The organism is Microbacterium sp. NPDC090281 (assembly GCF_044769635.1).
Taxonomy (GTDB): Bacteria; Actinomycetota; Actinomycetes; order Actinomycetales; family Microbacteriaceae; genus Microbacterium.
Genome location: NZ_JBIVYH010000001.1, coordinates 318,113 through 339,092, shown reverse-complemented (window position 1 = coordinate 339,092; position 20,980 = coordinate 318,113). Strand labels below are relative to the sequence as shown.

At 66.1% G+C, this 20,980-nt stretch carries 18 protein-coding genes and 2 tRNA genes; 15 read left to right on the top strand and 5 right to left on the bottom strand.

Translation table 11 applies throughout. From position 1 onward, the window contains the following. Positions 1 to 88 precede the first annotated feature (88 nt). The 8 genes from dnaN (at position 89) to ACIQTX_RS01555 (ending at position 11,010) form a co-directional block, all read left to right on the top strand. Positions 89 to 1,231 (top strand): DNA polymerase III subunit beta, encoded by a 1,143-nt coding sequence (dnaN, locus tag ACIQTX_RS01590; RefSeq protein WP_402968002.1) that lies wholly within the window; start codon positions 89 to 91, stop codon positions 1,229 to 1,231. A gap of 147 nt (positions 1,232 to 1,378) precedes the next feature. Beyond that, complete coding sequence (locus ACIQTX_RS01585) at positions 1,379 to 2,134, top strand: cohesin domain-containing protein (protein WP_402967999.1); 756 nt, start codon at positions 1,379 to 1,381, stop codon at positions 2,132 to 2,134. Continuing rightward, entirely contained in the window at positions 2,131 to 3,999 is a 1,869-nt protein-coding gene (locus ACIQTX_RS01580) for an amidase family protein (protein ID WP_402967996.1), read from the top strand. The genes ACIQTX_RS01585 and ACIQTX_RS01580 overlap by 4 nt, the downstream gene beginning before the upstream one ends. 91 nt (positions 4,000 to 4,090) lie before the next feature. Further along, on the top strand, positions 4,091 to 5,305 hold the full coding sequence (recF, locus tag ACIQTX_RS01575; protein WP_402967994.1) for a DNA replication/repair protein RecF: 1,215 nt from the start codon (positions 4,091 to 4,093) through the stop codon (positions 5,303 to 5,305). Then, entirely contained in the window at positions 5,298 to 5,801 is a 504-nt protein-coding gene (locus ACIQTX_RS01570) for a DUF721 domain-containing protein (RefSeq protein WP_402967992.1), read from the top strand. Before recF ends, ACIQTX_RS01570 begins: the two co-directional genes overlap by 8 nt. Positions 5,802 to 5,919: 118 nt before the next feature. Continuing rightward, positions 5,920 to 8,010 carry a DNA topoisomerase (ATP-hydrolyzing) subunit B gene (gene gyrB, locus ACIQTX_RS01565; protein ID WP_028501206.1) on the top strand — a complete coding sequence of 697 codons (2,091 nt, stop codon included), beginning with the start codon at positions 5,920 to 5,922 and terminating at the stop codon, positions 8,008 to 8,010. Between the two features lie 43 nt (positions 8,011 to 8,053). Continuing rightward, complete coding sequence (gene gyrA, locus ACIQTX_RS01560) at positions 8,054 to 10,609, top strand: DNA gyrase subunit A (protein ID WP_028501207.1); 2,556 nt, start codon at positions 8,054 to 8,056, stop codon at positions 10,607 to 10,609. Continuing rightward, on the top strand, positions 10,606 to 11,010 hold the full coding sequence (locus tag ACIQTX_RS01555) for a DUF3566 domain-containing protein (protein WP_028501208.1): 405 nt from the start codon (positions 10,606 to 10,608) through the stop codon (positions 11,008 to 11,010). The genes gyrA and ACIQTX_RS01555 overlap by 4 nt, the downstream gene beginning before the upstream one ends. Before the next feature lie 80 nt (positions 11,011 to 11,090). On the opposite strand, the gene ACIQTX_RS01550 is transcribed toward ACIQTX_RS01555, so the two are convergent. Further along, complete coding sequence (locus ACIQTX_RS01550) at positions 11,091 to 11,801, bottom strand: VIT family protein (protein WP_028501209.1); 711 nt, start codon at positions 11,799 to 11,801, stop codon at positions 11,091 to 11,093. 127 nt (positions 11,802 to 11,928) lie between these two features. On the opposite strand from ACIQTX_RS01550, the gene ACIQTX_RS01545 reads away from it, so the two are divergent. The 5 genes from ACIQTX_RS01545 (at position 11,929) to ACIQTX_RS01525 (ending at position 15,059) form a co-directional block, all read left to right on the top strand. After that, entirely contained in the window at positions 11,929 to 13,197 is a 1,269-nt protein-coding gene (locus ACIQTX_RS01545; protein WP_402967987.1) for a histidine kinase, read from the top strand. After that, positions 13,185 to 13,874, top strand: coding sequence for a response regulator transcription factor (locus ACIQTX_RS01540; RefSeq protein ID WP_105526540.1), 690 nt, complete (start codon positions 13,185 to 13,187; stop codon positions 13,872 to 13,874). The genes ACIQTX_RS01545 and ACIQTX_RS01540 overlap by 13 nt, the downstream gene beginning before the upstream one ends. Next, positions 13,871 to 14,800 carry a hypothetical protein gene (locus ACIQTX_RS01535; protein WP_402967983.1) on the top strand — a complete coding sequence of 310 codons (930 nt, stop codon included), beginning with the start codon at positions 13,871 to 13,873 and terminating at the stop codon, positions 14,798 to 14,800. The genes ACIQTX_RS01540 and ACIQTX_RS01535 overlap by 4 nt, the downstream gene beginning before the upstream one ends. Positions 14,801 to 14,885: 85 nt before the next feature. Next, positions 14,886 to 14,959, top strand: a tRNA-Ile gene (locus tag ACIQTX_RS01530). Between the two features lie 27 nt (positions 14,960 to 14,986). Further along, positions 14,987 to 15,059 (top strand) — tRNA-Ala (locus ACIQTX_RS01525). A gap of 73 nt (positions 15,060 to 15,132) precedes the next feature. Here ACIQTX_RS01525 and ACIQTX_RS01520 read toward each other — a convergent pair. The 4 genes from ACIQTX_RS01520 to ACIQTX_RS01505 form a co-directional block, all read right to left on the bottom strand. Next, on the bottom strand, positions 15,133 to 15,579 hold the full coding sequence (locus ACIQTX_RS01520; protein WP_402967980.1) for a GNAT family N-acetyltransferase: 447 nt from the start codon (positions 15,577 to 15,579) through the stop codon (positions 15,133 to 15,135). A 30-nt stretch (positions 15,580 to 15,609) separates the two neighbouring features. Next, the gene (locus ACIQTX_RS01515; RefSeq protein ID WP_402967978.1) at positions 15,610 to 15,984 is read right to left on the bottom strand and encodes an HNH endonuclease; all 375 of its coding nucleotides are present in this window, start codon (positions 15,982 to 15,984) and stop codon (positions 15,610 to 15,612) included. Positions 15,985 to 16,019: 35 nt separating this feature from the next. Beyond that, the gene (locus tag ACIQTX_RS01510; RefSeq protein ID WP_402967975.1) at positions 16,020 to 17,144 is read right to left on the bottom strand and encodes a M24 family metallopeptidase; all 1,125 of its coding nucleotides are present in this window, start codon (positions 17,142 to 17,144) and stop codon (positions 16,020 to 16,022) included. A 61-nt stretch (positions 17,145 to 17,205) separates the two neighbouring features. Next, complete coding sequence (locus ACIQTX_RS01505) at positions 17,206 to 18,117, bottom strand: helix-turn-helix domain-containing protein (protein ID WP_402967972.1); 912 nt, start codon at positions 18,115 to 18,117, stop codon at positions 17,206 to 17,208. Between the two features lie 156 nt (positions 18,118 to 18,273). On the opposite strand from ACIQTX_RS01505, the gene ACIQTX_RS01500 reads away from it, so the two are divergent. Continuing rightward, on the top strand, positions 18,274 to 19,812 hold the full coding sequence (locus ACIQTX_RS01500) for an APC family permease (RefSeq protein WP_402967969.1): 1,539 nt from the start codon (positions 18,274 to 18,276) through the stop codon (positions 19,810 to 19,812). After that, complete coding sequence (locus tag ACIQTX_RS01495; RefSeq protein WP_402967966.1) at positions 19,809 to 20,945, top strand: tyramine oxidase subunit B; 1,137 nt, start codon at positions 19,809 to 19,811, stop codon at positions 20,943 to 20,945. The genes ACIQTX_RS01500 and ACIQTX_RS01495 overlap by 4 nt, the downstream gene beginning before the upstream one ends. The last annotated feature ends 35 nt before the right edge of the window (positions 20,946 to 20,980 follow it).

Sequence of the window (20,980 nt, the reverse complement as noted above, 5' to 3'; positions counted from 1 at the left end):
ATACGCCGGACTGTGGGGCTAGCATGGGAAGCCCTGCACCGGCAGGGATGACGACAACGCGTCACATTTCGACGACAAGGGAGCACCCGTGAGGTTTCAGGTCAACCGCGATGTCTTCAGCGAGGCTGTCTCGTTCGTCGTCAAGCTTCTGCCGCAGCGCAACCCGCAGCCGATCCTCGCCGGAGTCCTGATCGAAGCGGATGGCTCAGGCCTCACGCTCTCGGCCTTCGACTACGAAGCCTCTGCACGGACGACGATCGAAGCAACTGTCGAAACGCCGGGCACGATCCTGGTCCACGGCCGGCTTCTGTCCGACATCGCCAGCCGTCTTCCGAACGCCCCGATCGAGATCGCCGTCGAGGAAGACGGCGGAATCACCGTCACCTGTGGCTCGGCTCGGTTCACGCTGGCCGCGATGCCCGTCGAGGAATATCCCTCGATCCCTGAAGTCACCGGGTCCTCCGGTGTCGTCCCGGCCGACGACTTCGGTACGGCGATCGCCCAGGTCGGGTTCGCCGCGTCGCGTGACGACGTGACCCCCGTACTCACGGGTGTTCAGCTCGAGGTCTCCGGGCACAGCTTGAGCCTGGTCGCCACCGACCGCTACCGGGTTTCGCTCCGCGATGTGCCGTGGGACGGCGAGGCCGTCGAAGCCACTGCCCTGGTCCCTGCGCGCACCCTGCTCGAAGTCGGTAAGACGTTCGGACATGCCGGCACCATCCAGATCGCCTTCTCCGGGGCGGGTGACCGCGAGATCATCGCCTTCACCGCCGGCAACAAGACCGTGACTTCGCTCCTGATCAAGGGCAATTTCCCGCCGGTCCGCCGCCTCTTCCCGGAGCAGACCGACCACTACGCGGTGGTCAACACCGCCGACCTGGTCGAGGCCGTGCGCCGAGTGTCGCTCGTGCTCGACCGCGCCGCTCCCCTGCGTTTCACCTTCACGAACGACAGCGTCACGATGGACGCTTCAGGCGGCGATCACGCACGGGCCTCCGAGTCGGTCGACGCGATCCTCTCCGGAGGCGACGAGGTCACGCTCGGCCTTAACCCGCAGTACCTGATCGAGGCACTGGGTGCGGTCAAGAGCGAGTTCGTCCGCGTTACGTTCACCTCGAGTGACAACGCCAACAAGCTCAGCCCGGTGCTGATCACGAGTCAGACGTCTGTGGACCAGGCCGGCCTCGACTCGTTCAAGTACCTCCTTCAGCCGAACCTCCTCCTGCGCTGATTCCGCTGTTTCCGGCCGTTACGTGCCGGAAACAGCAAAGCTCAGAACGCGAAACACCAGACTGCGAGAGTCGGCCGTGCCCCAGAGCACGGCTGCTCCGCATAGCCGTGCGGCCGCGCTCGTCTTCCCAGACGAAAGACGCTCCGCATGCCCCAAAATGCTCGTGCTCTCTTCCGCAGGCTGCGCGCCCCCCTCTCGGGTGTCGTCGTGCTCGCGGCTACAACCTTCCTGGCACTGGGGGCGGCATCGCCGGCTTCCGCCGTCACGATCTCGGCCACGTATGACACTGTGTCGCTGACGGCGACTCCGGCCACGCTGTCTGTCGGTGACACCGTCACGGTCTCCGCGGTCTTCACCGGCCTCGTCGATGCCTACGCGTACGAGCTCGACATCTCGTACGACGCGAAGCTACTCGCGTTCATCGATGACAGCGAGCAATTGCCCTCTGGAGGATTCGACTCGGTGACGGATCGGGGAGGCGAGATCGGCATCGCTGCGACCCGGCTCGGTACCTCGCCGGGTCTGGCCGGCACGCAGACTCTCGTCACGCTCACATTCACAGCACTCGACGAGGGGGATGCTTCATTCGCCATCTCATCCGGTCGGATCGTGGGTTCGAACGCGCAGACGTCCACTGTCGATCCGGCCGCGGCGGGCGCATCGACGATTGTCGAGATCTCGAGTAATGACGATGCGGAGCCCGGTTCAGGGGACAACGGTTCGTTTGGGGCAGATCCCGGGTCCGGGCCCGGGTCACCGCTTCGAACGGGATCGGGCAGCGCCGCAGACGGATCGCTCGCCATCACCGGTACTGACGCCGCGCCCTGGCTCATTCTCGGTGCCGGCGCCATCGCTGCTGCTGCCGCAGGCACGATCATCGCCATCCGACGGAGGACCCGATGACCCCACGCGAAGTCAGAGCTCAGGTGCTGGACGACAGGAGAGACAAGACCGTGAAGAAGATCACCCTTCGGACCGTTGCCGCCGTTTCGGTCGCAGGTTCTGCAATCGTCGCGGGAAGTCTGGTGACCGTGCCTGCCGTTGCCGCATCGCCGACAGCATCCGTCAGCCTCCCGCCGTACTACAGCGAGCTCGACCTGACCGGAGATGCGATGGTAACCGCGTCCGATCTGTCGATCGCCGGTGAATCGCTGGGCCTCACGACGGCCTCTCCGGAGTGGTCCCGTGTGTCGATCCTCGATACCGATGTCGACGGTGAGCTCACGATCCTCGATCTCGCTGGCCTGTCGCAGCGGATCATCTACGATGATGGGCCGTTCGAGCTCGTCGAAGCCTCGCTGATCGACATGCAGGCGGCGATGAACGCGGGGATCGCGAGTTCGCAGAGCATCACCCAGGAGTATCTCGACCGGATCGAGGCCTACGATCGCACGGTCTCACCGGGCGGAAGCCGCCCTCTCAACTCGATCATCACGGTGAACCCGCAGGCGCTCGACGATGCGGCGGCGGCCGATGGGATCCGCGCTTCCCAGGGGATGACGAGCCTGCTGCTGGGTGTTCCGATCGCATTGAAGGACAACTACGACACCGTCGGCATGGTGACAACCGGTGGGTGCGCGTGTTGGAACGAGAATCAGACGGCCACTGACGCCTCGATGGTCACAGGTCTCCGGGGCGACGGCGCCGTGATCCTCGCGAAGGCGAGTCTCGACGAGTTCGCCTACGGATTCGTCTCCGAGTTCTCCTCGTTCCAGGAACCGGGATCGACCTCCCTCGTGGCGAGCCCGTATGACACCACGAAGACGGCCGGCGGATCCAGCGGAGGAACGGGGGCCGCGATCTCGGCGAATCTCGCCGCCGTCGGCTTCGGCACCGACACCGGCGGTTCGATCCGGGTGCCTTCGTCGTACAACCAGCTCGTCGGTGTTCGTCCCACCGTGGGCCTGGCGAGCCGTGACGGCATCATCCCGCTGGCGCTCTCGCAGGACACGGGCGGACCGATGGCCCGATCGGTCATCGACGCGGCGGTCGCGCTCGATGCCGTCGTCGGCGTCGACGACGCTGATCCCGTCACCGCGCGGCAGCAGGGCTTGGTTCCCGATTCGTACACCTCGTTCCTCGATCCGGACGCACTTCAGGGCGCGCGCATCGGATACGTCACCTCGATGGTCGGCACCAACACCGGCACCGTTCGCCTCTTCTCTGAGGCGACGGCGGCGCTGACCGCGCAGGGCGCGACCGTCGTTACCGTGACACCACCGGCGGGTCTCGCCGCTGTGCTGAACGAGGGCTCCGGATCGACGAACGAGTTCCGACACGACCTCGACGAGTACATCGACACCCATCTCGGTGCGGCGGTAGAGGCACGGACGCTGACAGACATCCTCGCGTCGAACAGCTTCGTGACCTCACGGCGTCCGATCTACGAGGCGCGAGATGCCGTCACCGACGCGACCTATGAAGCATGGGCGGGAGCGAACGGCTCGCATACCGTGCAGATCGCAGCGGGCAAGAGCCTCCTGACGCAGACGATGGAGGATCTCGATCTCGACGCGATCATCTACCCGAGCACGAATGCGTACGCGACGCAGGGCACCAACATGAGGTTGAGCCCGAACACCGGGATGCCGTCGGTGACCGTTCCGATGGGGCAGACGGTCGCGGGCGAGTCTCTGCCCGGCAGCGGAGTGAACCTGGAGTTCCTCGGACGGGACTTCGACGAGGGCACGCTGCTGGGTCTGGCGTACGCGTTCGAGCAGAAGACGGGTGCCCGCACCTCTCCCTCGCTCTACGGACCGCTTCCGTGATCCACGGCCGGCGACTGCTCGACGAAAACGGGCGGTCGCCGGCCCGGATCCGCCGGAAGGAGATGTCAGACCCCGAAGGTAGGCTGACAGCGTGATTGTGGAACACCTGAGCCTGGTCGATTTCCGCAATTACGCGACCGCTGAACTCTCCCTCCACCGCGGTCCGAACGTCCTCGTCGGACGAAACGGTCAGGGAAAGACGAATCTGGCCGAGGCCGTCGTGTTCCTCGCCACGCTCGGATCCCACCGGGTGTCGTCGGATGCGCCCATGGTCCGCGACGGGCAGGAGTTCGCGGTGATCCGCGCCCGACTCTCACATGGCGAGCGTCGGGTGCTCGCCGAGGTCCAGGTGAACAGGCAGGGATCGAACAAGGCCCGCATCAACGGCTCGCCGTCCAAGCCGAACGAGCTCCCCCGCTACGTGCACGTCGTCCTGTTCGCTCCCGAAGACCTGCAGATCGTGCGAGGTGATCCCTCGGCGCGCCGCCGCTTCACCGATCAGCTCCTCATCCAGCGCACACCGAGACTCGCTGCTGTGCTCGCCGACTACGACCGCGTGCTCAAGCAGCGCAATGCGCTGCTGAAGTCGGCGCGAGCCCGGGGCATCCGCGGAGAAGGCCTGAGCACACTCGATGTGTGGGACGACAAGCTCGTCTCCCTCGGTTCCGAGATCATCACGGCACGCCAACGTCTGGCGGCAGATCTGCAGCAGCCGGTCGCCGATGCCTACGAGGCGATCGCCGGAGAGGATCATCGTCCGCAACTGGAATGGGCGCTTTCGGTCGGTGGCGGAGACCCCGAGGAAGGTGAAGACGGGGCGGAAGACATCGAGGACGAGGTGGCCATCACCAGGCTCGGCGATCCGAATCACATCGCCGATCTCTTCCGTGCGTCGCTCGCGGCGAAGCGATCGAAGGAGCTCGACCGAGGGCTGACCCTCACCGGTCCGCACCGCGACGACCTGGTTCTGCGGGTTCGCGACCTTCCGGTGAAGGGGTACGCCTCTCATGGGGAGTCGTGGTCGGTGGCGCTCGCGCTCCGACTCGCTTCGGCCGAACTGCTGCGCAGTGAATCTCCTGCCGGCGACCCGGTACTCATCCTCGACGACGTCTTCGCCGAACTCGATGCCGATCGACGCCAGCGGCTCGCCGCCCTGACCGCCGGGTACGAGCAGGTGGTGGTGACCGCTGCGGTGGAGGAGGATATCCCCGAGGTGCTGCACGCCCATGTCGTCCGGATCAGCGCCGGAACCATCAACGATGAGCGTGTTCTCGGGCAGACACCGGAATCGAGTGAAGATGACTGACGCGGCTTCGACTCCGGCAGCAGAGGTGCCGGAGACCGTCGGCACCTATCTTCGGCTGCGCGGACTCCAGCCGAGTTCCAAGAGCTGGAAGCGCAAGCGCCGCATCACCACCGATGACGACAACGCCCCCTTCACGCCGGGGCGCGATCCCGGTTCGCTCGGTGCGGTCCTCGATCGGTTGAGTCGCGATTCGGGCTGGCAGATCACCCTGGCCAGGGAAGACCTCGTTCGTCAGTGGGCCGATCTCGCCGGGGCCGACACGGCGAAGCACTCCGAGCCGGTCTCTCTCGAGCGCGGATTGCTCACGGTGAAGTGCGACTCCACGGCTTGGGCGAAGAACCTGCAGTTCATGCGGGCGACCATTCTCACCGAGATCGGTCGGCGGTATCCCGACGCGGGAGTCGAGAACCTCCGCTTCATCGGACCGGACGTTCCCTCGTGGAAATGGGGTTCCAGAGCCGTTCCAGGACGGGGCCCGCGCGATACCTACGGGTAGGGCACCATGCGAAGGGGTCGAAACGCTCAGAGGGCCACACGCGGCCGTTGAGCGGCATTTCCCGACGAAACCCCGCTAGAATGGGAGTTCGTGATATCGATGTGGAGAATGCCCTCTGATGACGCCTGAATCCCCTGCTGACGAGACGGAATCGACAACCGGGGGAACCTCCGACCCCATCGACGGGTCCGAGACCACGAGCAACTCGATCTCCCCGAAGATCAAGCAGCCCGGCGAGTACGGTGCCGACTCGATCCAGATCCTCGAAGGCCTCGAAGCCGTTCGCAAACGCCCCGGCATGTACATCGGGTCGACAGGCCCGCGCGGTCTCCATCACCTCGTGTACGAGATCGTCGACAACTCGGTCGATGAGGCTCTGGCCGGCTACGCCGACACGATCCTCGTCACGATGCTCGCCGACGGCGGCGTGCGCGTCATCGACAACGGCCGTGGCATCCCCGTCGATCCGCACTCCTCCGACCCGAACAAGTCGACCGTCGAGGTCGTGCTGACGATCCTGCACGCCGGCGGAAAGTTCGGCGGCGGCGCCTATGCCGTCTCCGGCGGACTGCACGGCGTCGGATCGTCGGTGGTCAACGCGCTGTCGACCCGCTTCGATGTGGAGGTCAGGCAGAAGGGCTTCGTCTGGCGTCACTCCTTCGCAGAGGGCGGCATCCCGCAGCAGAAGCTCGAGAAGGGTGAGGCGACCGAGGAGACCGGAACGAGCATCACGTTCTGGCCTGACGCCGAGATCTTCACCGAGACGACCGAGTTCGAATACGACACACTCCGCACGCGCTTCCAGCAGATGGCGTTCCTCAACAAGGGGCTGCGCATCGAGCTCCGTGACGAGCGAGAGTCCTCCGCCTACGAGGTGGAAGAAGAGGGCACTGCCGTCACCAAGCAGCCCGGCGACGTGTTCTTCTACGAGCGCGGACTCGTCGACTACGTCGAGTACCTCAACAAGGTGCGTCACGCCGAGGTCGTCAACGACGAGATCATCGCCTTCGAATCCGAGGACACCGCTCGCAAGATCTCACTCGAGGTCGCGATGCAGTGGACGACGTCGTACACCGAGAACGTCTTCACCTACGCCAACACCATCAACACCCACGAGGGCGGAACGCACGAAGAAGGCTTCCGTGCAGCGCTCACCACTCTGGTGAACAAGTACGCCCGTGCGAACAACATCCTCAAGGAGAAGGACGACAACCTCTCCGGTGACGACGTGCGCGAGGGCCTCACCGCGGTCATCTCGATCAAGCTCGGTGAGCCGCAGTTCGAGGGTCAGACCAAGACCAAGCTGGGAAACACCGAGGCGAAGGCCTTCGTCCAGAAGGTCGTCGGAGATCAGCTCGGTGACTGGTTCGACCGCAACCCGGTCCAGGCGAAGAACATCATCCGCAAGGCGCTCGATGCAGCGACCGCTCGACTCGCTGCTCGAAAGGCGCGCGAGACCGCGCGCCGCAAGAGCGTGTTCGAGTCGGCCGCGATGCCGGACAAGCTCAAGGACTGCACAAGCAAAGACCCGTCGATCAGTGAGATCTTCCTCGTCGAGGGTGACTCGGCCGGTGGTTCCGCCGTTCAGGGTCGCGACCCGCACACCCAGGCGATCCTGGCGCTGCGCGGCAAGATCCTCAACGTCGAGCGCGCACGCCTCGACAAGGCCCTGGGCAACAAGGAAGTCCAGGCGATGATCCAGGCCTTCGGCACCGGCATCGGCGAAGAGTTCGACATCGAGAAGGCGCGCTATCACAAGATCGTCCTGATGGCGGATGCCGACGTCGACGGCCAGCACATCACCACGCTGCTGCTCACGCTGCTGTTCCGCTACATGCGAGGACTCATCGAGGCCGGCTTCGTGTACCTCGCGATGCCGCCGCTCTACCGCTTGAAGTGGTCGAACTCGGCGCACGAGTACGTGTTCAGCGACGCCGAGCGCGATGCTCTGCTCAAGCACGGGCTCGACAACGGCAAGCGCATCCCGAAGGATGCCGGCATCCAGCGCTACAAGGGTCTCGGTGAGATGAACCCGAAGGAGCTGTGGGAGACGACGATGGATCACTCCACTCGCACCCTCCAGCAGATCACCATCGAAGATGCAGCTGCCGCCGACGAGATCTTCAGCGTGCTGATGGGTGAGGACGTCGAATCCCGACGCAGCTTCATCCAGCGCAACGCCAAGGACGTCCGCTTCCTCGACATCTGACGCCCGCGGGCTCAGACCAGATGTGTGACAGAGAGATTGATTCATGACTGACGAAGAACGCACCGAACCGGAACACGATCACGGCAAGATCGACCAGGTCGACCTGCAGTCGGAGATGCAGCGCAGCTACCTCGACTACGCGATGGCCGTCATCGTGGGGCGCGCACTCCCCGACGTCCGCGATGGACTGAAGCCCGTGCACCGCCGTGTCATCTACGGGATGTACGACGGTGGCTTCCGCCCAGACAAGTCGTTCTCCAAGTGCGCCCGCGTGGTCGGCGAGGTCATGGGGCAGTACCACCCGCACGGCGACTCGGCGATCTACGACGCCCTCGTCCGCTTGGTGCAGCCCTGGTCGCTGCGCTATCCGCTGGCACTCGGTCAGGGCAACTTCGGCTCCCCTGGCAACATGGGCGCCGCAGCCCCTCGATACACCGAGACCAAGATGGCCCCACTCGCGCTCGAGATGGTGCGCGACATCGAAGAAGACACGGTCGACTTCACCGACAACTACGACGGCCAGACGCAGGAGCCGACGGTCCTGCCCGCCCGCTTCCCGAACCTGCTCGTCAACGGCTCGGTCGGCATCGCGGTCGGTATGGCGACGAACATCCCGCCGCACAACCTGCGTGAGGTGTCGGATGCCGCACTCTGGGCTCTCGACAATCCCGAGATCTCGCGTGAAGAGCTGCTCGACGGTCTGATCCAGCGCGTCCCCGGTCCTGACTTCCCGACCGGTGCGCAGATCCTCGGAACCAAGGGCATCCAGGAGGCGTACCGCACCGGACGCGGGTCGATCACGATGCGTGCGGTCGTGAACGTCGAGGAGATCCAGGGTCGTACCTGCCTCGTCGTGACCGAGCTGCCGTACCAGGTCAACCCCGACAACGTCGCGGTGAAGATCGGTGATCTAGCCCGTGACGGCAAGATCACCGGCATCGCCGACATCCGTGACGAGTCGTCCGACCGCACCGGTCAGCGTCTCGTCGTCGTGCTCAAGCGCGACGCGGTCGCGAAGGTCGTGCTGAACAACCTCTACAAGCACACGCAGCTGCAGGAGAACTTCGGCGCGAACATGCTCGCGATCGTCGATGGTGTGCCGCGCACACTCGCGATCGACGGCTTCATCACCAACTGGATCGCGCACCAGATCAACGTGATCGTCCGGCGCACGGAGTACCGTCTGCGCGAGGCCGAGAAGCGCATGCACATCCTGCGCGGATACCTGAAGGCGCTCGATGCGCTCGATGAGGTCATCGCGCTCATCCGTCGATCGCAGACCACGCAGGATGCGAACGAGGGACTCCAGAAACTCCTCGACATCGACGACATCCAGGCCGACGCGATTCTGCAGATGCAGCTGCGCCGTCTCGCCGCTCTCGAGCGTCAGAGGATCATCGACCAGGCGAACGAGCTCGAGGCTCAGATCACCGACTTCAAGGCGATCCTCGCCGACGAGGGGCGTCAGCGCACGATCATCCGCGAAGAGCTGACCGGGATCGTCGACCGCTTCGGCGACGAGCGCCGCACGCACATCCTGCACGGTTTCGACGGCGACGTCTCGATGGAAGACCTCATCGCCGAGGAGGAGATGGTCGTCACCGTCACGCGCGAGGGGTACATCAAGCGCACGCGCAGCGACAACTACCGCTCCCAGCACCGCGGTGGCAAGGGTGTCAAGGGCGCGCAGCTGCGGGCCAACGACATCGTCGAGCACTTCTTCGTGACCACGACGCACCACTGGCTGCTGTTCTTCACCGACAAGGGTCGCGTCTACCGCGCGAAGACCTACGAGGTGCCGGAGTCCGGGCGTGACGCCAAGGGCATGCACGTCGCGAACCTGCTGGCACTGCAGCCGGATGAGAGCATCGCCCAGGTGCTCGACATCCGCGACTACCAGGTGGCCGACTACCTGGTGCTGGCCACGCGTGAGGGTCTCGTCAAGAAGACCCGGCTCGAGGCGTACGACACCAACCGCCAGGGCGGCGTCATCGCGATCCGCCTGAACGACGAGGACGAGCTGGTCAGCGCGTTGCTCGTCGACGCCACGGACGACATCCTCATGATCAGCCGCCGCGGCATGTCGGTGCGCTTCGAAGCGACCGATGAGGCCCTGCGTCCGATGGGACGCGCGACGGCCGGCGTGCGCGGCATGAAGTTCAAGATCGACGACGACTGCCTGCTCTCGGCATCCGTCGCAGCGCCTGGGAAGTTCGTGTTCGTCGTCACCGACGGCGGGTACGCCAAGCGCACAGCGGTCGAGGAATACCGCGTGCAGGGACGCGGTGGAACCGGCATCAAGGTCGCCAAGCTCAACGACGATCGGGGCACTCTCGCGGGTGGTCTGATCGTCGCCGAGGACGACGAGGTCTTGGTGGTTCTCTCCAGCGGCAAGGTGGTACGCTCTGCCGTGGCCGAGGTCCCCGCCAAGGGGCGAGACACCATGGGAGTGGTGTTCGCTCGTACGACGGAGGCCGACCGGATCCTCGCCATCGCCCGTAACGGTGAGCGTGGCCTCACCGAAGACGAGGCGGATGCGGAGGATGCCGAGACCCAGGCCCCCGAGACGACAGAGACCCCCGAGGATACAGACGCATGAGCACAGTGGCCGACAAGCTGGCTAAGAAGTCGACCCGCAAGACCGGTGGCAAGCAGGTTCGCCTCCGACTGGTCTACGTGGACTTCTGGTCGGCAGTGAAGCTCTCGTTCCTCGGAGCGGTCGCCCTCGCGGTGGTCACCATGGTCGCGTTCTTCCTGATCTTCCTGGTGCTCCAGGCGACGGGCGTCATGACCACGGCCGAGGGGTTCCTGGTCAGCATCACGGACAACACGTTCGTGCTGTCAGAGGTCGTCGGTCTGCCGCAGGTGATGGCGTTCGCCGCCGTCGTCGCGATTCTGAACCTCATCGTCTTCACGGTGCTTGGCGCCGTCGTCGCCGGAATCTACAACCTCGCCGTGAAGGTGACGGGCGGACTGCTCGTCGGCTTCATGTCGAACTGATCCGGCGTTTCACGGAACGGACTTCACGAAGGGCGGATGCTGCGGCATCCGCCCTTCGTCGTTCCTCGGGGTGATCGTCGCTAGACGACGCCGGAGGTGCCGAGGAGCGTGCCGATCAACCAGGTGGCTGCCAGGGCCAGGGCGCCGCCGACGACCAGCCGGATCGATGCCGGAACGGGCGCCGAACCGCCGATCTTCGCCGACACGGCACCCGTCACGGCCAGAGCGATCAGGACGGCGATGAAGGTCACGGGCACACGCCACTCGGGCGGTGGCAGCAGGATCGCGAGCAGCGGCAGCAGCGCGCCGAGTGTGAAGGCGACCGCGGAGGAGATCGCCGCATGCCAGGGATTGACGAGGTCGTTCTGGTCGATGCCGAGTTCGACCTCCAGATGAGCGGAGAGGGCATCGTGCGCGGTGAGCTCCTCGGCCACCTGACGCGCTGTCTCCTCTGAGAGTCCGCGGTCGCGATAGAGCTCGGTGAGTTCGCTGAGCTCTGCCGTCGGCATCGTGCGCAGCTCTTCACGCTCCTTGGCGATCAGCGCACGTTCACTGTCGCGTTGGCTGCTCACCGAGACGTACTCGCCGAGCGCCATCGAAATCGCCCCACCGACGAGTCCGGCGATCCCCGCGGTGAGGAGTGCGGCGTTGTCGGTGGTCGCGCCGGCGACGCCGACCACGAGTGAGGCGACGGAGACGATGCCGTCGTTCGCACCCAGCACCCCTGCACGCAACCAGTTCAAACGCTGGCCGAGACCTGCGCCATGCGGTTCACCTTCGTGGGCTGTCATGCCCCCAGTGAAGCAGACGGGAGTCGTAGAGCGGGGGTACGCACTGGTCCCTCATTACGGAAAACCCGAAGTGGAGTATCCGGATGACTCGGTGTCGCGCCCACCCGCCCGCCCGTAACTTGGAAGCATGACCACTCAGACTGCGACCCCGGCTCCCGCAACGGCGGTGAAGCCGCCGTTGCGCCTCTTCCTCACGATCCTGCATCTCGCAGGCGTCGGCATCCTCGGCGGTGCGATCTTCGGCATGCTCGGCGGCCTTCTCGGCACCGGCCTCGGACTCCTGTTCGCCGCTGGAATCGGGCTCGTCCTTCTCGTGGGGCTGGTCTACGCGCTGTATGGGCTGGGCTGGTTCGAAGTCGCCCGCGTCGGCGCCCTGTACCGCGTCCCGATCGCACCGCTGCGCCTGCAGCCTCGTGACCGCCCCGGCTTCGCCGGCTGGCTGCGGGCCCTCGGACGACAGTCGATCGATGGCCGCATGTGGCGCGCGGTCGCCAACTTCGCCATCTCCGCCGTTCTCGGCTGGATCGTGCTCCGGCTGTTCTGGGGCCTGATCTGGTCGATCATCATCTCGTTCGCGCCCCTCACCGCTGCGGACTCGGTGATGGGACCGTTCGGCGGCGGAGGCATCCCCGTCGCCTGGGCGCCGCTGGTCGGCATTCTGGGCATCGCGGCCTGCGTCGTCGGCATGATCGGCCTCGCACTGCTGCATCGCACGCTGTCACTCGCGATCGTCATCCGCAGCAAGGAGACCGAGCTCACCGAGCGCGTCCGCACCTCGACAGCCCAGCGCGAAGGCGCCGTGCGCGCTGCAGACGTCGAACGCACCCGCATCGAGCGCGACCTGCACGACGGCGTCCAGCCGCGGCTCGTCTCGGTCGGCATGACCCTCGGACTCGCACAGCAGAAGATCGACAACGACCCCGAGGCCGCGAAGGAGCTGATCAACGAAGCTCACACGTCCACCAAGGCGGCCATCACGGAGCTGCGTCAGCTTGCTCGCGGCATCCACGCCTCCGTGCTCGACGACAGAGGCCTCGACGCCGCACTCTCGGCACTCGCCGGCAGGTCGCACATTCCCGTGCACCTCGATGTGCGCATGGAGGGGCGGTGCAGTCGTGAGGCCGAGGCCGCCGTGTACTTCTCCATTGCGGAGTCTCTGACCAACGCCGCGAAGCACTCACGCGCCAGCGAGGCCCGCGTCATCGTGCGGCTCCGCGAGGGCAACACGCTCTGGGCACGGGTCGAGGACAACGGCATCGGAGGCGCGCAGGTGCAGCCGGGCGGTGGGCTCGACGGGATCGCGAATCGTATCCTCGCTGCGGGGGGAACCTTCCGCCTCGACAGTCCGCAGGGTGGACCGACGAGCCTGGAGGTGAACGTACCGTGCGCATCCTGATCTGCGAGGACTCGGTCCTCCTACGCGAGGGCCTGGTGCGTCTGCTCGAAGACGCGGGCCACGATGTGGTCGCCGCTCTCCCCGACATCGAGGGCCTCGACCAGGCCGTCGCCACCACAGCACCCGACCTGTGCATCCTGGATGTCCGTCTCCCCCCGACGTTCACCGATGAGGGCATCCGCGCCGCGCTCGGGCTGCGTTCGACGCATCCGTCGCTCGCGATCCTCGTGCTCTCGCAGTACGTCGAAGAGCGATACGCCTCGGATCTGATCGCGGCGCAGGGTGGTCCGCTCGGATACCTGCTCAAGGACAGGGTCGCGGATGTCGCGGAGTTCCTCGTCTCAGTGCAGCGGATCTCGGAGGGCGCGACGGTGCTCGACCCCGAGGTCGTCGCGCAGTTGCTCTCGCGGCGGAATCGGGATGACCGGATGCTGCGGCTCACCGAGCGCGAGCGTACGGTTCTCGCCCTGATCGCCGAGGGGAAGTCGAACCAGGCGATCGCCGGGCTGCTGTTCCTCTCGGAGGCGAGCGTCGAGAAGCACATCACCGCCATCTTCCAGAAGCTGGGTTTCGAGCAGGACGAGTCGGGAAACCGACGTGTGCTCGCAGCCCTCGCCCACATCGAGAACACCGGTGGCCCGACGCCGCCGACCGGCCAGACAGGAGTGGCACGATGACCACCGACAACAGCGGCGTCCCGAGTGAGCACACCCCGCTCACGCCACCGCCTGCTTCAGCCCCACAGATGCCCGCTCCGCAGGGGGTGCCGACCCCTCCTCCGCCCGGTCCCTCCGGTGGTCGCTCTTCCGGAGCCACAGCTGTCATGGTCGTGACAGCGGTGGTGGGCGGGATCGCCCTGCTGGGCACCGGGGGCACCGCCGTCGCCGCTGCAGCAGGGACCGTCATCTCGTCGAGTCGACCGGACTCCGTGCAGACCGTGGACGTCGAGGGCATCGAGGGCATCGACCTGGATGCGGACGCCAGCAGCATGCGCGTCGAGTTCGGCGATGTCGACGAGGCGGAGCTCGCGATCACCAACGGTCGCGGCACCGCGTGGACGTTCGAGCGCGACGGCGACGAACTCATCGTCCGGAGCCCGGACAGCGTATTCGGCTGGTGGTTCGGCAGTTGGTTCGGAGACGAGCAGATCGCCGTGCTCACGCTGCCGGAGAGCCTCCGTGGCACAGAGTTCGATGCCGACCTGACTCTCGATGCCGGCAGCCTCGACGTCGACGGAGACTTCGGGGTGCTCGACGTCACCGTGAGCGCCGGTGCACTCGATATCACCGGATCGGCCACGGAGCTCGATGTGGAGATGAGTGCCGGTCGTGCCGACATCATCCTCGACGGCGTCACCGCCGCCGATCTGGGTGTGTCCGCGGGTAATCTCACCGTGGAACTGACGGGTGCGCCGCCGTCTCAGACCACGATCGATGTGAGCGCGGGCTCGCTGGATCTGACCGTGCCCGACGTCGAATACGCCGTCACGCAGGACATCAGCGCGGGCACCCTCAACTCGAAGGTCGACGAAGCCTCGAGTGCGCGGCGGACGATCGACGTCTCGCTCTCCGCCGGCACTGCGACGATCCGACCAGGGCACTGAACACGGTCGAGGGGGATGACACTCCCGGGTGCTCCCCCTCGATTCGGATTTTCCGTGATTCTCCGGTAAAGTCTTGGAGGTTGACGGGGCTATAGCTCAGGCGGTTAGAGCGCTTCACTGATAATGAAGAGGTCCCAGGTTCAAGTCCTGGTAGCCCCACTCCTTAACTCAAGAAAATCCCCTTACGGGGCCTTAGCTCAGTTGGTAGAGCGCCTGCTTTGCAAGCAGGATGTCAGGAGTTCGAATCTCCTAGGCTCCACAGGATCGAGAAGCCCCCGGCACCTGCCGGGGGCTTCTTCTTTGTCCGACGGTTGACCTCCCCGAATCGGTGCTCAGTCGAGATCGATCTCGTAGTGGATCATTCCCGAGCGCGAGGCTACTCGGTCGTAGAGGACGCGTGCGGTGGAGTTCGACTCCGCGGTGAGCCAGTAGAGCTTCGCCGAGCCGTGCTGCTCCGCCCACGCTCGGACGTGCGCGATCAATGCTCTGCCGACTCCACCGCCACGGACTCCGGTCGTGACGAAGAGGTCTTCGAGATAGCAGTAGTCCGTCGTGGTCCACGTGCCCGGATGAGTGAGCCAATGGACGATTCCCACCGCGTCGCCGCCCTCGTCACGCGCGATCGCCCCATGGATGCCGGAACCAGGGTCGACAAGGCGCTCGAAAGTGGTCGCCGTTGTCGCCTCGTCGAGATCGGTCTCGTAGAAGGTGAGGTACCCGCTCCACAGCTCTCGCCAGTCGGACTGGTCGTTCATGGTGATCGGTGCGATCGTCGTCATGAGTCGAGAGTAACGACCGAGTGCGGAGGATCACTCGACCGGTCGGAGTGCCCGCAGGATCGTGGCGTGCCGCATGAGGAAGGTGCGCTCGTCGAGCTTCTTGCGGCGGAGCCAGCCGGTGACCTCGTCGTTGTGCTTGCTCGCGTTGCAGGAGGCGCAGGCCGGGACCACGTTCTCGAGCGTGTAGCGTCCCCCTCGCGACACGGGCTGGATGCAGTCCCGCTGCAGAGCGGCGCCGTCTCCGCCGCAGTAAGCGCAGCCGCCCCAGGCCTCCATGAGGTCGTACCATTGCTCGTCGGTGAGGTCGTTGTCGACACGGGCGAGCCGATTCTGGCGCCGCTTGGCGTAGCGCGCTCGGGTCGCCGGCGACGCGTTGGCTGAGGAGACCTTGCGGGGGCGGCGCATGGGCCGATGCTATCGCGGCGGTCGGTCGAGTCCGGTCAGCGGACGCCGACCGAAGTCAGCTCGTGAGGGGCGACGTTCAACCGTTCTCCGCCGTCGGCCTTGACGATCACGATGTCCTCGATGCGAGCACCCCACGAGCCGGCGAAGTAGATGCCCGGCTCGATGCTGAACGCCATGCCCTCGCGCAGCACCAGGTCGTTGCCCGGTGCGATGTAGGGCTCCTCGTGCACCGAGACGCCGATGCCGTGACCCGTGCGGTGCAGGAACGCCTCGCCCAGGCCGGCGTCGGCGAGCACGGTTCGGGCCGCCACATCCACCTCGGCCGCGGTGACACCCGGACGCACGGCATCGACTGCCGCCTGCTGCGCCCGCACGAGCACCGCGATCCGTTCAGCCGCTGCGGGGTCGGGGGTGCCGACGACGTAGGTCCTGGTGCTGTCGGAGTTGTAACCGCTCGGCACCGCACCGCCGATGTCGACCACGACGACATCGCCCTCTTCGATCACGCGGTCCGACACCTCGTGATGCGGGTCTGCACCGTTCGGGCCGGAGCCGACGATGACGAACTCCACCGTGCGGTGTCCTTCGGTGACGATGGCCTCGGCGATGTCGGCTGCGACCTCGCGCTCGGTGCGTCCGGCCCGAAGCCACTCGTGCACGCGGCGGTGCACCGCGTCGATGGCGTCACCGGCCCTGCGCAGTTCGGTGATCTCCTCGGCATCCTTGATCATCCTTCCTTCCCGCAGCACGGGGGTCGCGAGCTCGAGGCGCACACCCAGTCGCTCGCCGATCGGGATGACGTGCAGAGCGGGAAGCGCATCGGAGACGCCGATGCGTGATGCGGTGCCCACGGCTACGGTGACCAGTGCGTACGGGTCTTCGCCGTCGACCCAATCGGCGACAGCGAGTCCGAGTTCACCGACCGCGGTGGTACGAACCTTCGCGAGCTCCATCCGCGGCACGATGACCGTGGCGGTGCCGCCGGTGCTGAGAACCAGAGCGGTGAGTCGCTCGATCGTGTCGCCTTCGACGCCGACCAGATACTGCAGGTCGGGGCCCGGTCCCACGATGATGGCGTCGAGTCCGGCCTCGGCGGCGAGGGTTGCGGCGCGGTCGAGGCGGGCGGCGTACACGGAAGCGGGGAAGGGCAGTGTGCTCACAGGCTCAACGCTACTGCGCAGGCGTCTGCAGGGCACAGGGTTCTGCAGACGTGGCGGCTGTTCAGCTCGCGCGCACCGCGCGGGGAGGCACCCCGTAGTGCGCACGGAACACCCGGCTGAAGTGCGCGGGGTCGACGAAACCTGCGGCGATCGCGATCTCGGCGATGGAGCGGTGCGCCTGATAGGGATCGGTGAGCGCGTCGTAGCAGCGCTGCAGGCGACGCCGGCGGATCACCGTGGAGACGGTGGATCCCTGTTCACTGAACATCGCGTGCAGGTGCCGCACCGAGATGTAGTGCGCTGCGGCGATCTGCGACGGCGAGAGCTCGCTGTCCGAGAGGTGCACGTCGATGTAGGTGAGGATGTGCGTCAGCGTCGCGGAGTGCGCGCTCACCGGGCCGTCGGTCGCGGCGAGGTTGGCCTCCAGCACCGTGCTGAGCATGTCGACCGCTGTCCGCAGCATGCGTCGGGCGATGCGGCTGTCGAGGTTGTGCGCTCCTTGGGCGAGCGAACCCAGATACGGACCCACCATCGCCCCCAGAGCCCCGCCCGCGTTGAGTCGGGTGGCGGTGATGCGACTGGTGTCCTCTGACGGGATGTCGAGCAGCACCTTGGGGAACATCACGACCGACATCTGCACGGAGTCGTCGAACAGCAGTGAGTACGGGCGGTCGGTGTCGTAGAGCGCCATGTCGCCGCTGCCGAGCGCGGTCTCACGACCGTCCTGCACGATGAGTCCGCTTCCACGTTCGATCCGCGAGAACTTGAAGTACTGCTGCGGTGCACGGGAGATGAGCGAAGGGGTGCGGTGCACGCCGTGTCCGTCGGCGTCGATCGCGAAGACGTGGATGTCGCCGGCCGCGGTGGCATCGATCGCGCCGCGGAAGCGATCCTGCTCCGGTGCCGTCACGTCGAGCGCGACGACGGCACGAGAGACCGCATGGCGGTAATCGAGGAACGACAGACTCTGCATCAAGGCTCACCCCACTGTGGCCGATCATATACGATGCTGCATTTTAGCATCAGCCCCCTGTGCCCGCGTAGACAAGTGTTCTGCCCTCGCCGTCAATCGACGACGCGTGGCCCTGGCGAGTATGAGGACATACCCGAGCATCGAAGGAGCTGCGCCATGGCGACGTCCACACCCACAACGTCGACGACGAGAACGGCCGAGCATCGGCGTCTCGGCGTCTTCGCGGTCGCATTCATGATCATCGCGGCCTCCGCACCCCTGACGGTGCTCGCCGGCGGAGTGACCAGCGCCTATGCGGTCACGCACGTCGACGGCATCCCGTTCGGCTACATCGTGCTGGCAGTCGCGCTCGCCGTCTTCGCCATCGGATACGCGGCCATGAGCAGGTTCGTCACCAACGCGGGAGCGTTCTACGCCTACGTCGCGCAGGGCATCGGACGCCCGACCGGTGTCGGCGCCTCCGTGCTCGCGTTCCTGTCGTACAACGCGATGCAGATCGGCATCTACGGGATGCTCGGCTTCCAGATCAGCTCGTTCATCGAGTCCAAGACCGGTTGGGCGACTCCGTGGTGGGTGTGGGTGCTGCTGACCATCGTGCTCGTGGGCGTTCTCGGGGTGCATCGGGTCGACCTCTCGGCGAAGGTTCTGGGGGTACTCGTCGCGCTCGAGTTCGTCGCGGTGATCGTGTTCGATGTCGTCGCCTTCGGCAACCCCGCTGAGGGGTTCACCGCCGCGCCGATCAGCCCGTCGGCGCTGTTCGTGCCCGGGGTCGGGGCAGTCCTGGCCTTCGGCATCGCGGCGTTCATGGGCTTCGAATCGGCGGCCCTCTACGGCGAGGAGTCGAAGGATCCGAAGCGCACCATCCCGCGGGCGACTTTCCTGGCGGTCTGCGTCTCGGGCATCTTCTACGCCGTCTCCTCGTGGGCGCTCGCGCTCGCGGTCGGTCCGAGCAAGATCACCGACCCTTCCGGGATCTCGCCCGAAGAGGCCGGTCCCCCGCTGTTCTTCAACTTCGTCGCCGAACAGCTCGGAGTCATCTGGGTGGATGTGATGTCGATCCTCTTCATCACGAGCCTGTTCGCCGCCCTCGTGAGTTTCCACAATGCCGTCGCCCGGTACGCGTTCTCGCTCGGACGCGAGGGCGTGCTGCCTCGGGTGCTGGGCACCGTCCGCACCAAGAGCGGCGCACCGTGGGCCGGTTCGCTGTTGCAGTCCGCGATCGCGGTCGTCGTCATCGTGGGTTTCGCAATCGGAGAGCAGGGCTGGAACCCCGAGAACGGCCCGTATCCGGTGATCACCCTCTTCACCTGGCTCACCAACCTCGGCGCCTTCGGCCTCGTGCTGCTCCTCGTGCTGGTCTCGGTCGCGGTGATCGGGTTCTTCCGGCGCGATCGGCGCGGGGTGGGGACCGGCAGCAGGTTGGTCGCTCCGCTCATCGCGTTCGTTGCGCTCGCGATCGTATGGGTGCTGATCCTGCTGAACTGGGATGTGCTGCTCGGTCAGGCAGAGTCCACCCCGACGACCTTCATCCTCCCCGCCGTTCTCCTGGTTCCCTCGGCGCTCGCCGTCGTGTGGGCGCTGTGGCTGCGGCGGGCCCGGCCCGAGGTCTACCGTCAGATCGGGCACGGTACCGAACTGCCGGAGAACCCCCGCCTGGGTGAACCGGTGGTCGACGCGACGAGAGGAAACCAGTGAGCACCCCGGACACCAGACTGACCTTCCGCTATCTGTCCGAGCCCGACATGATCGCGGCGGGCGTCACAGACATGGGGCTGTGCGTCGATGTGATGGAGGAGACCCTGCGTCTGGTCGACGCCGGCGACTACCGGATGGGCGGCCCCGACGGGAACTCCCATGGCTCGATGGTCACGTTCCCTGCCGAATCGACGCACGACGGCATGCCGCTCGACGGGCCCCACCGGCGGATGATGGCGATGCCGGCCTATCTCGGCGGCACCTTCCAGACCGCCGGGTGCAAGTGGTACGGGTCGAACATGGCCAACCGTGAGCAGGGGCTCCCTCGGTCGATCCTCATGCTCACGCTGAGCGATAAGGACACCGGGGCTCCGCTCGCGCACATGTCGGCCAACCTGTTGAGCGCCTATCGCACAGGTGCCGTGCCGGGCGTCGGTGCCAGACACCTCGCGAACCCGGGGGCGCGGAGCGTGGGCATCGTGGCTCCCGGCGTCATGAACAGGACCACGCTCGAGGCCTTCGTTGCCGTGCGTCCCGGCCTCGACACCCTGAAAGTCGCCGGACGCAGCCGTTCGAGCATCGACTCCTTCGTCGAGTGGGTGCGGCGCGAGTACCCGCAGTTCACCTCGGTCGCGGTGGTCGACAGCGTCGAGGAGGCCGTGCGCGACAGCGACCTGGTCACGATCGCCCCCACGACGCCGGCGGGTTCTGCGAACTACGTGCGGATCGAGAAGCGGTGGATCAAGCCCGGGGCCCTCGTGAGCCTGCCCGCCGACATCATGATCGACGACGAACTGCTGCACGGTGCTCGGCACATCGCAGACTTCCGTGGGCTGTACGAGGCATGGAGCGAAGAGGTGCCCCACCCCGCTCACGAGCACATCGGGCTTCACGGCATGTACCTGCTCGACCGGATCCGTTCCGGAGACGTGAGCGACGAGACGCTCGAGAACCTCCCCGCGATCATGAGCGGTGAGGCCGAGGGGCGCAGGAGCGAAGACGAGATCTTCCTGTACTCCGTCGGTGGGATGCCGGTGGAAGACGTGGCGTGGGGAACCGTCGTCTACCGGCGCGCGGTGGCCGAGGGCATCGGCACCGAGCTTCTTCTCTGGGACACTCCGGCGCTCGCATGACCGGCGTCCATCCCCCATCGTCTTCTCGTCAGGAG

What these genes read in the sequence shown, in the direction of transcription:
- ACIQTX_RS01585 (WP_402967999.1), top strand. Translation starts at nt 1,379, where the DNA reads ATGCCCCAAAATGCTCGTGCTCTCTTCCGCAGGCTGCGCGCCCCCCTC.
- ACIQTX_RS01580 (WP_402967996.1), top strand. Translation starts at nt 2,131, where the DNA reads ATGACCCCACGCGAAGTCAGAGCTCAGGTGCTGGACGACAGGAGAGAC.
- ACIQTX_RS01570 (WP_402967992.1), top strand. Translation starts at nt 5,298, where the DNA reads ATGACTGACGCGGCTTCGACTCCGGCAGCAGAGGTGCCGGAGACCGTC.
- gyrB (WP_028501206.1), top strand. Translation starts at nt 5,920, where the DNA reads ATGACGCCTGAATCCCCTGCTGACGAGACGGAATCGACAACCGGGGGA.
- gyrA (WP_028501207.1), top strand. Translation starts at nt 8,054, where the DNA reads ATGACTGACGAAGAACGCACCGAACCGGAACACGATCACGGCAAGATC.
- ACIQTX_RS01555 (WP_028501208.1), top strand. Translation starts at nt 10,606, where the DNA reads ATGAGCACAGTGGCCGACAAGCTGGCTAAGAAGTCGACCCGCAAGACC.
- ACIQTX_RS01550 (WP_028501209.1), bottom strand. Translation starts at nt 11,801, where the DNA reads ATGACAGCCCACGAAGGTGAACCGCATGGCGCAGGTCTCGGCCAGCGT.
- ACIQTX_RS01545 (WP_402967987.1), top strand. Translation starts at nt 11,929, where the DNA reads ATGACCACTCAGACTGCGACCCCGGCTCCCGCAACGGCGGTGAAGCCG.
- ACIQTX_RS01535 (WP_402967983.1), top strand. Translation starts at nt 13,871, where the DNA reads ATGACCACCGACAACAGCGGCGTCCCGAGTGAGCACACCCCGCTCACG.
- ACIQTX_RS01520 (WP_402967980.1), bottom strand. Translation starts at nt 15,579, where the DNA reads ATGACGACGATCGCACCGATCACCATGAACGACCAGTCCGACTGGCGA.
- ACIQTX_RS01515 (WP_402967978.1), bottom strand. Translation starts at nt 15,984, where the DNA reads ATGCGCCGCCCCCGCAAGGTCTCCTCAGCCAACGCGTCGCCGGCGACC.
- ACIQTX_RS01505 (WP_402967972.1), bottom strand. Translation starts at nt 18,117, where the DNA reads ATGCAGAGTCTGTCGTTCCTCGATTACCGCCATGCGGTCTCTCGTGCC.
- ACIQTX_RS01500 (WP_402967969.1), top strand. Translation starts at nt 18,274, where the DNA reads ATGGCGACGTCCACACCCACAACGTCGACGACGAGAACGGCCGAGCAT.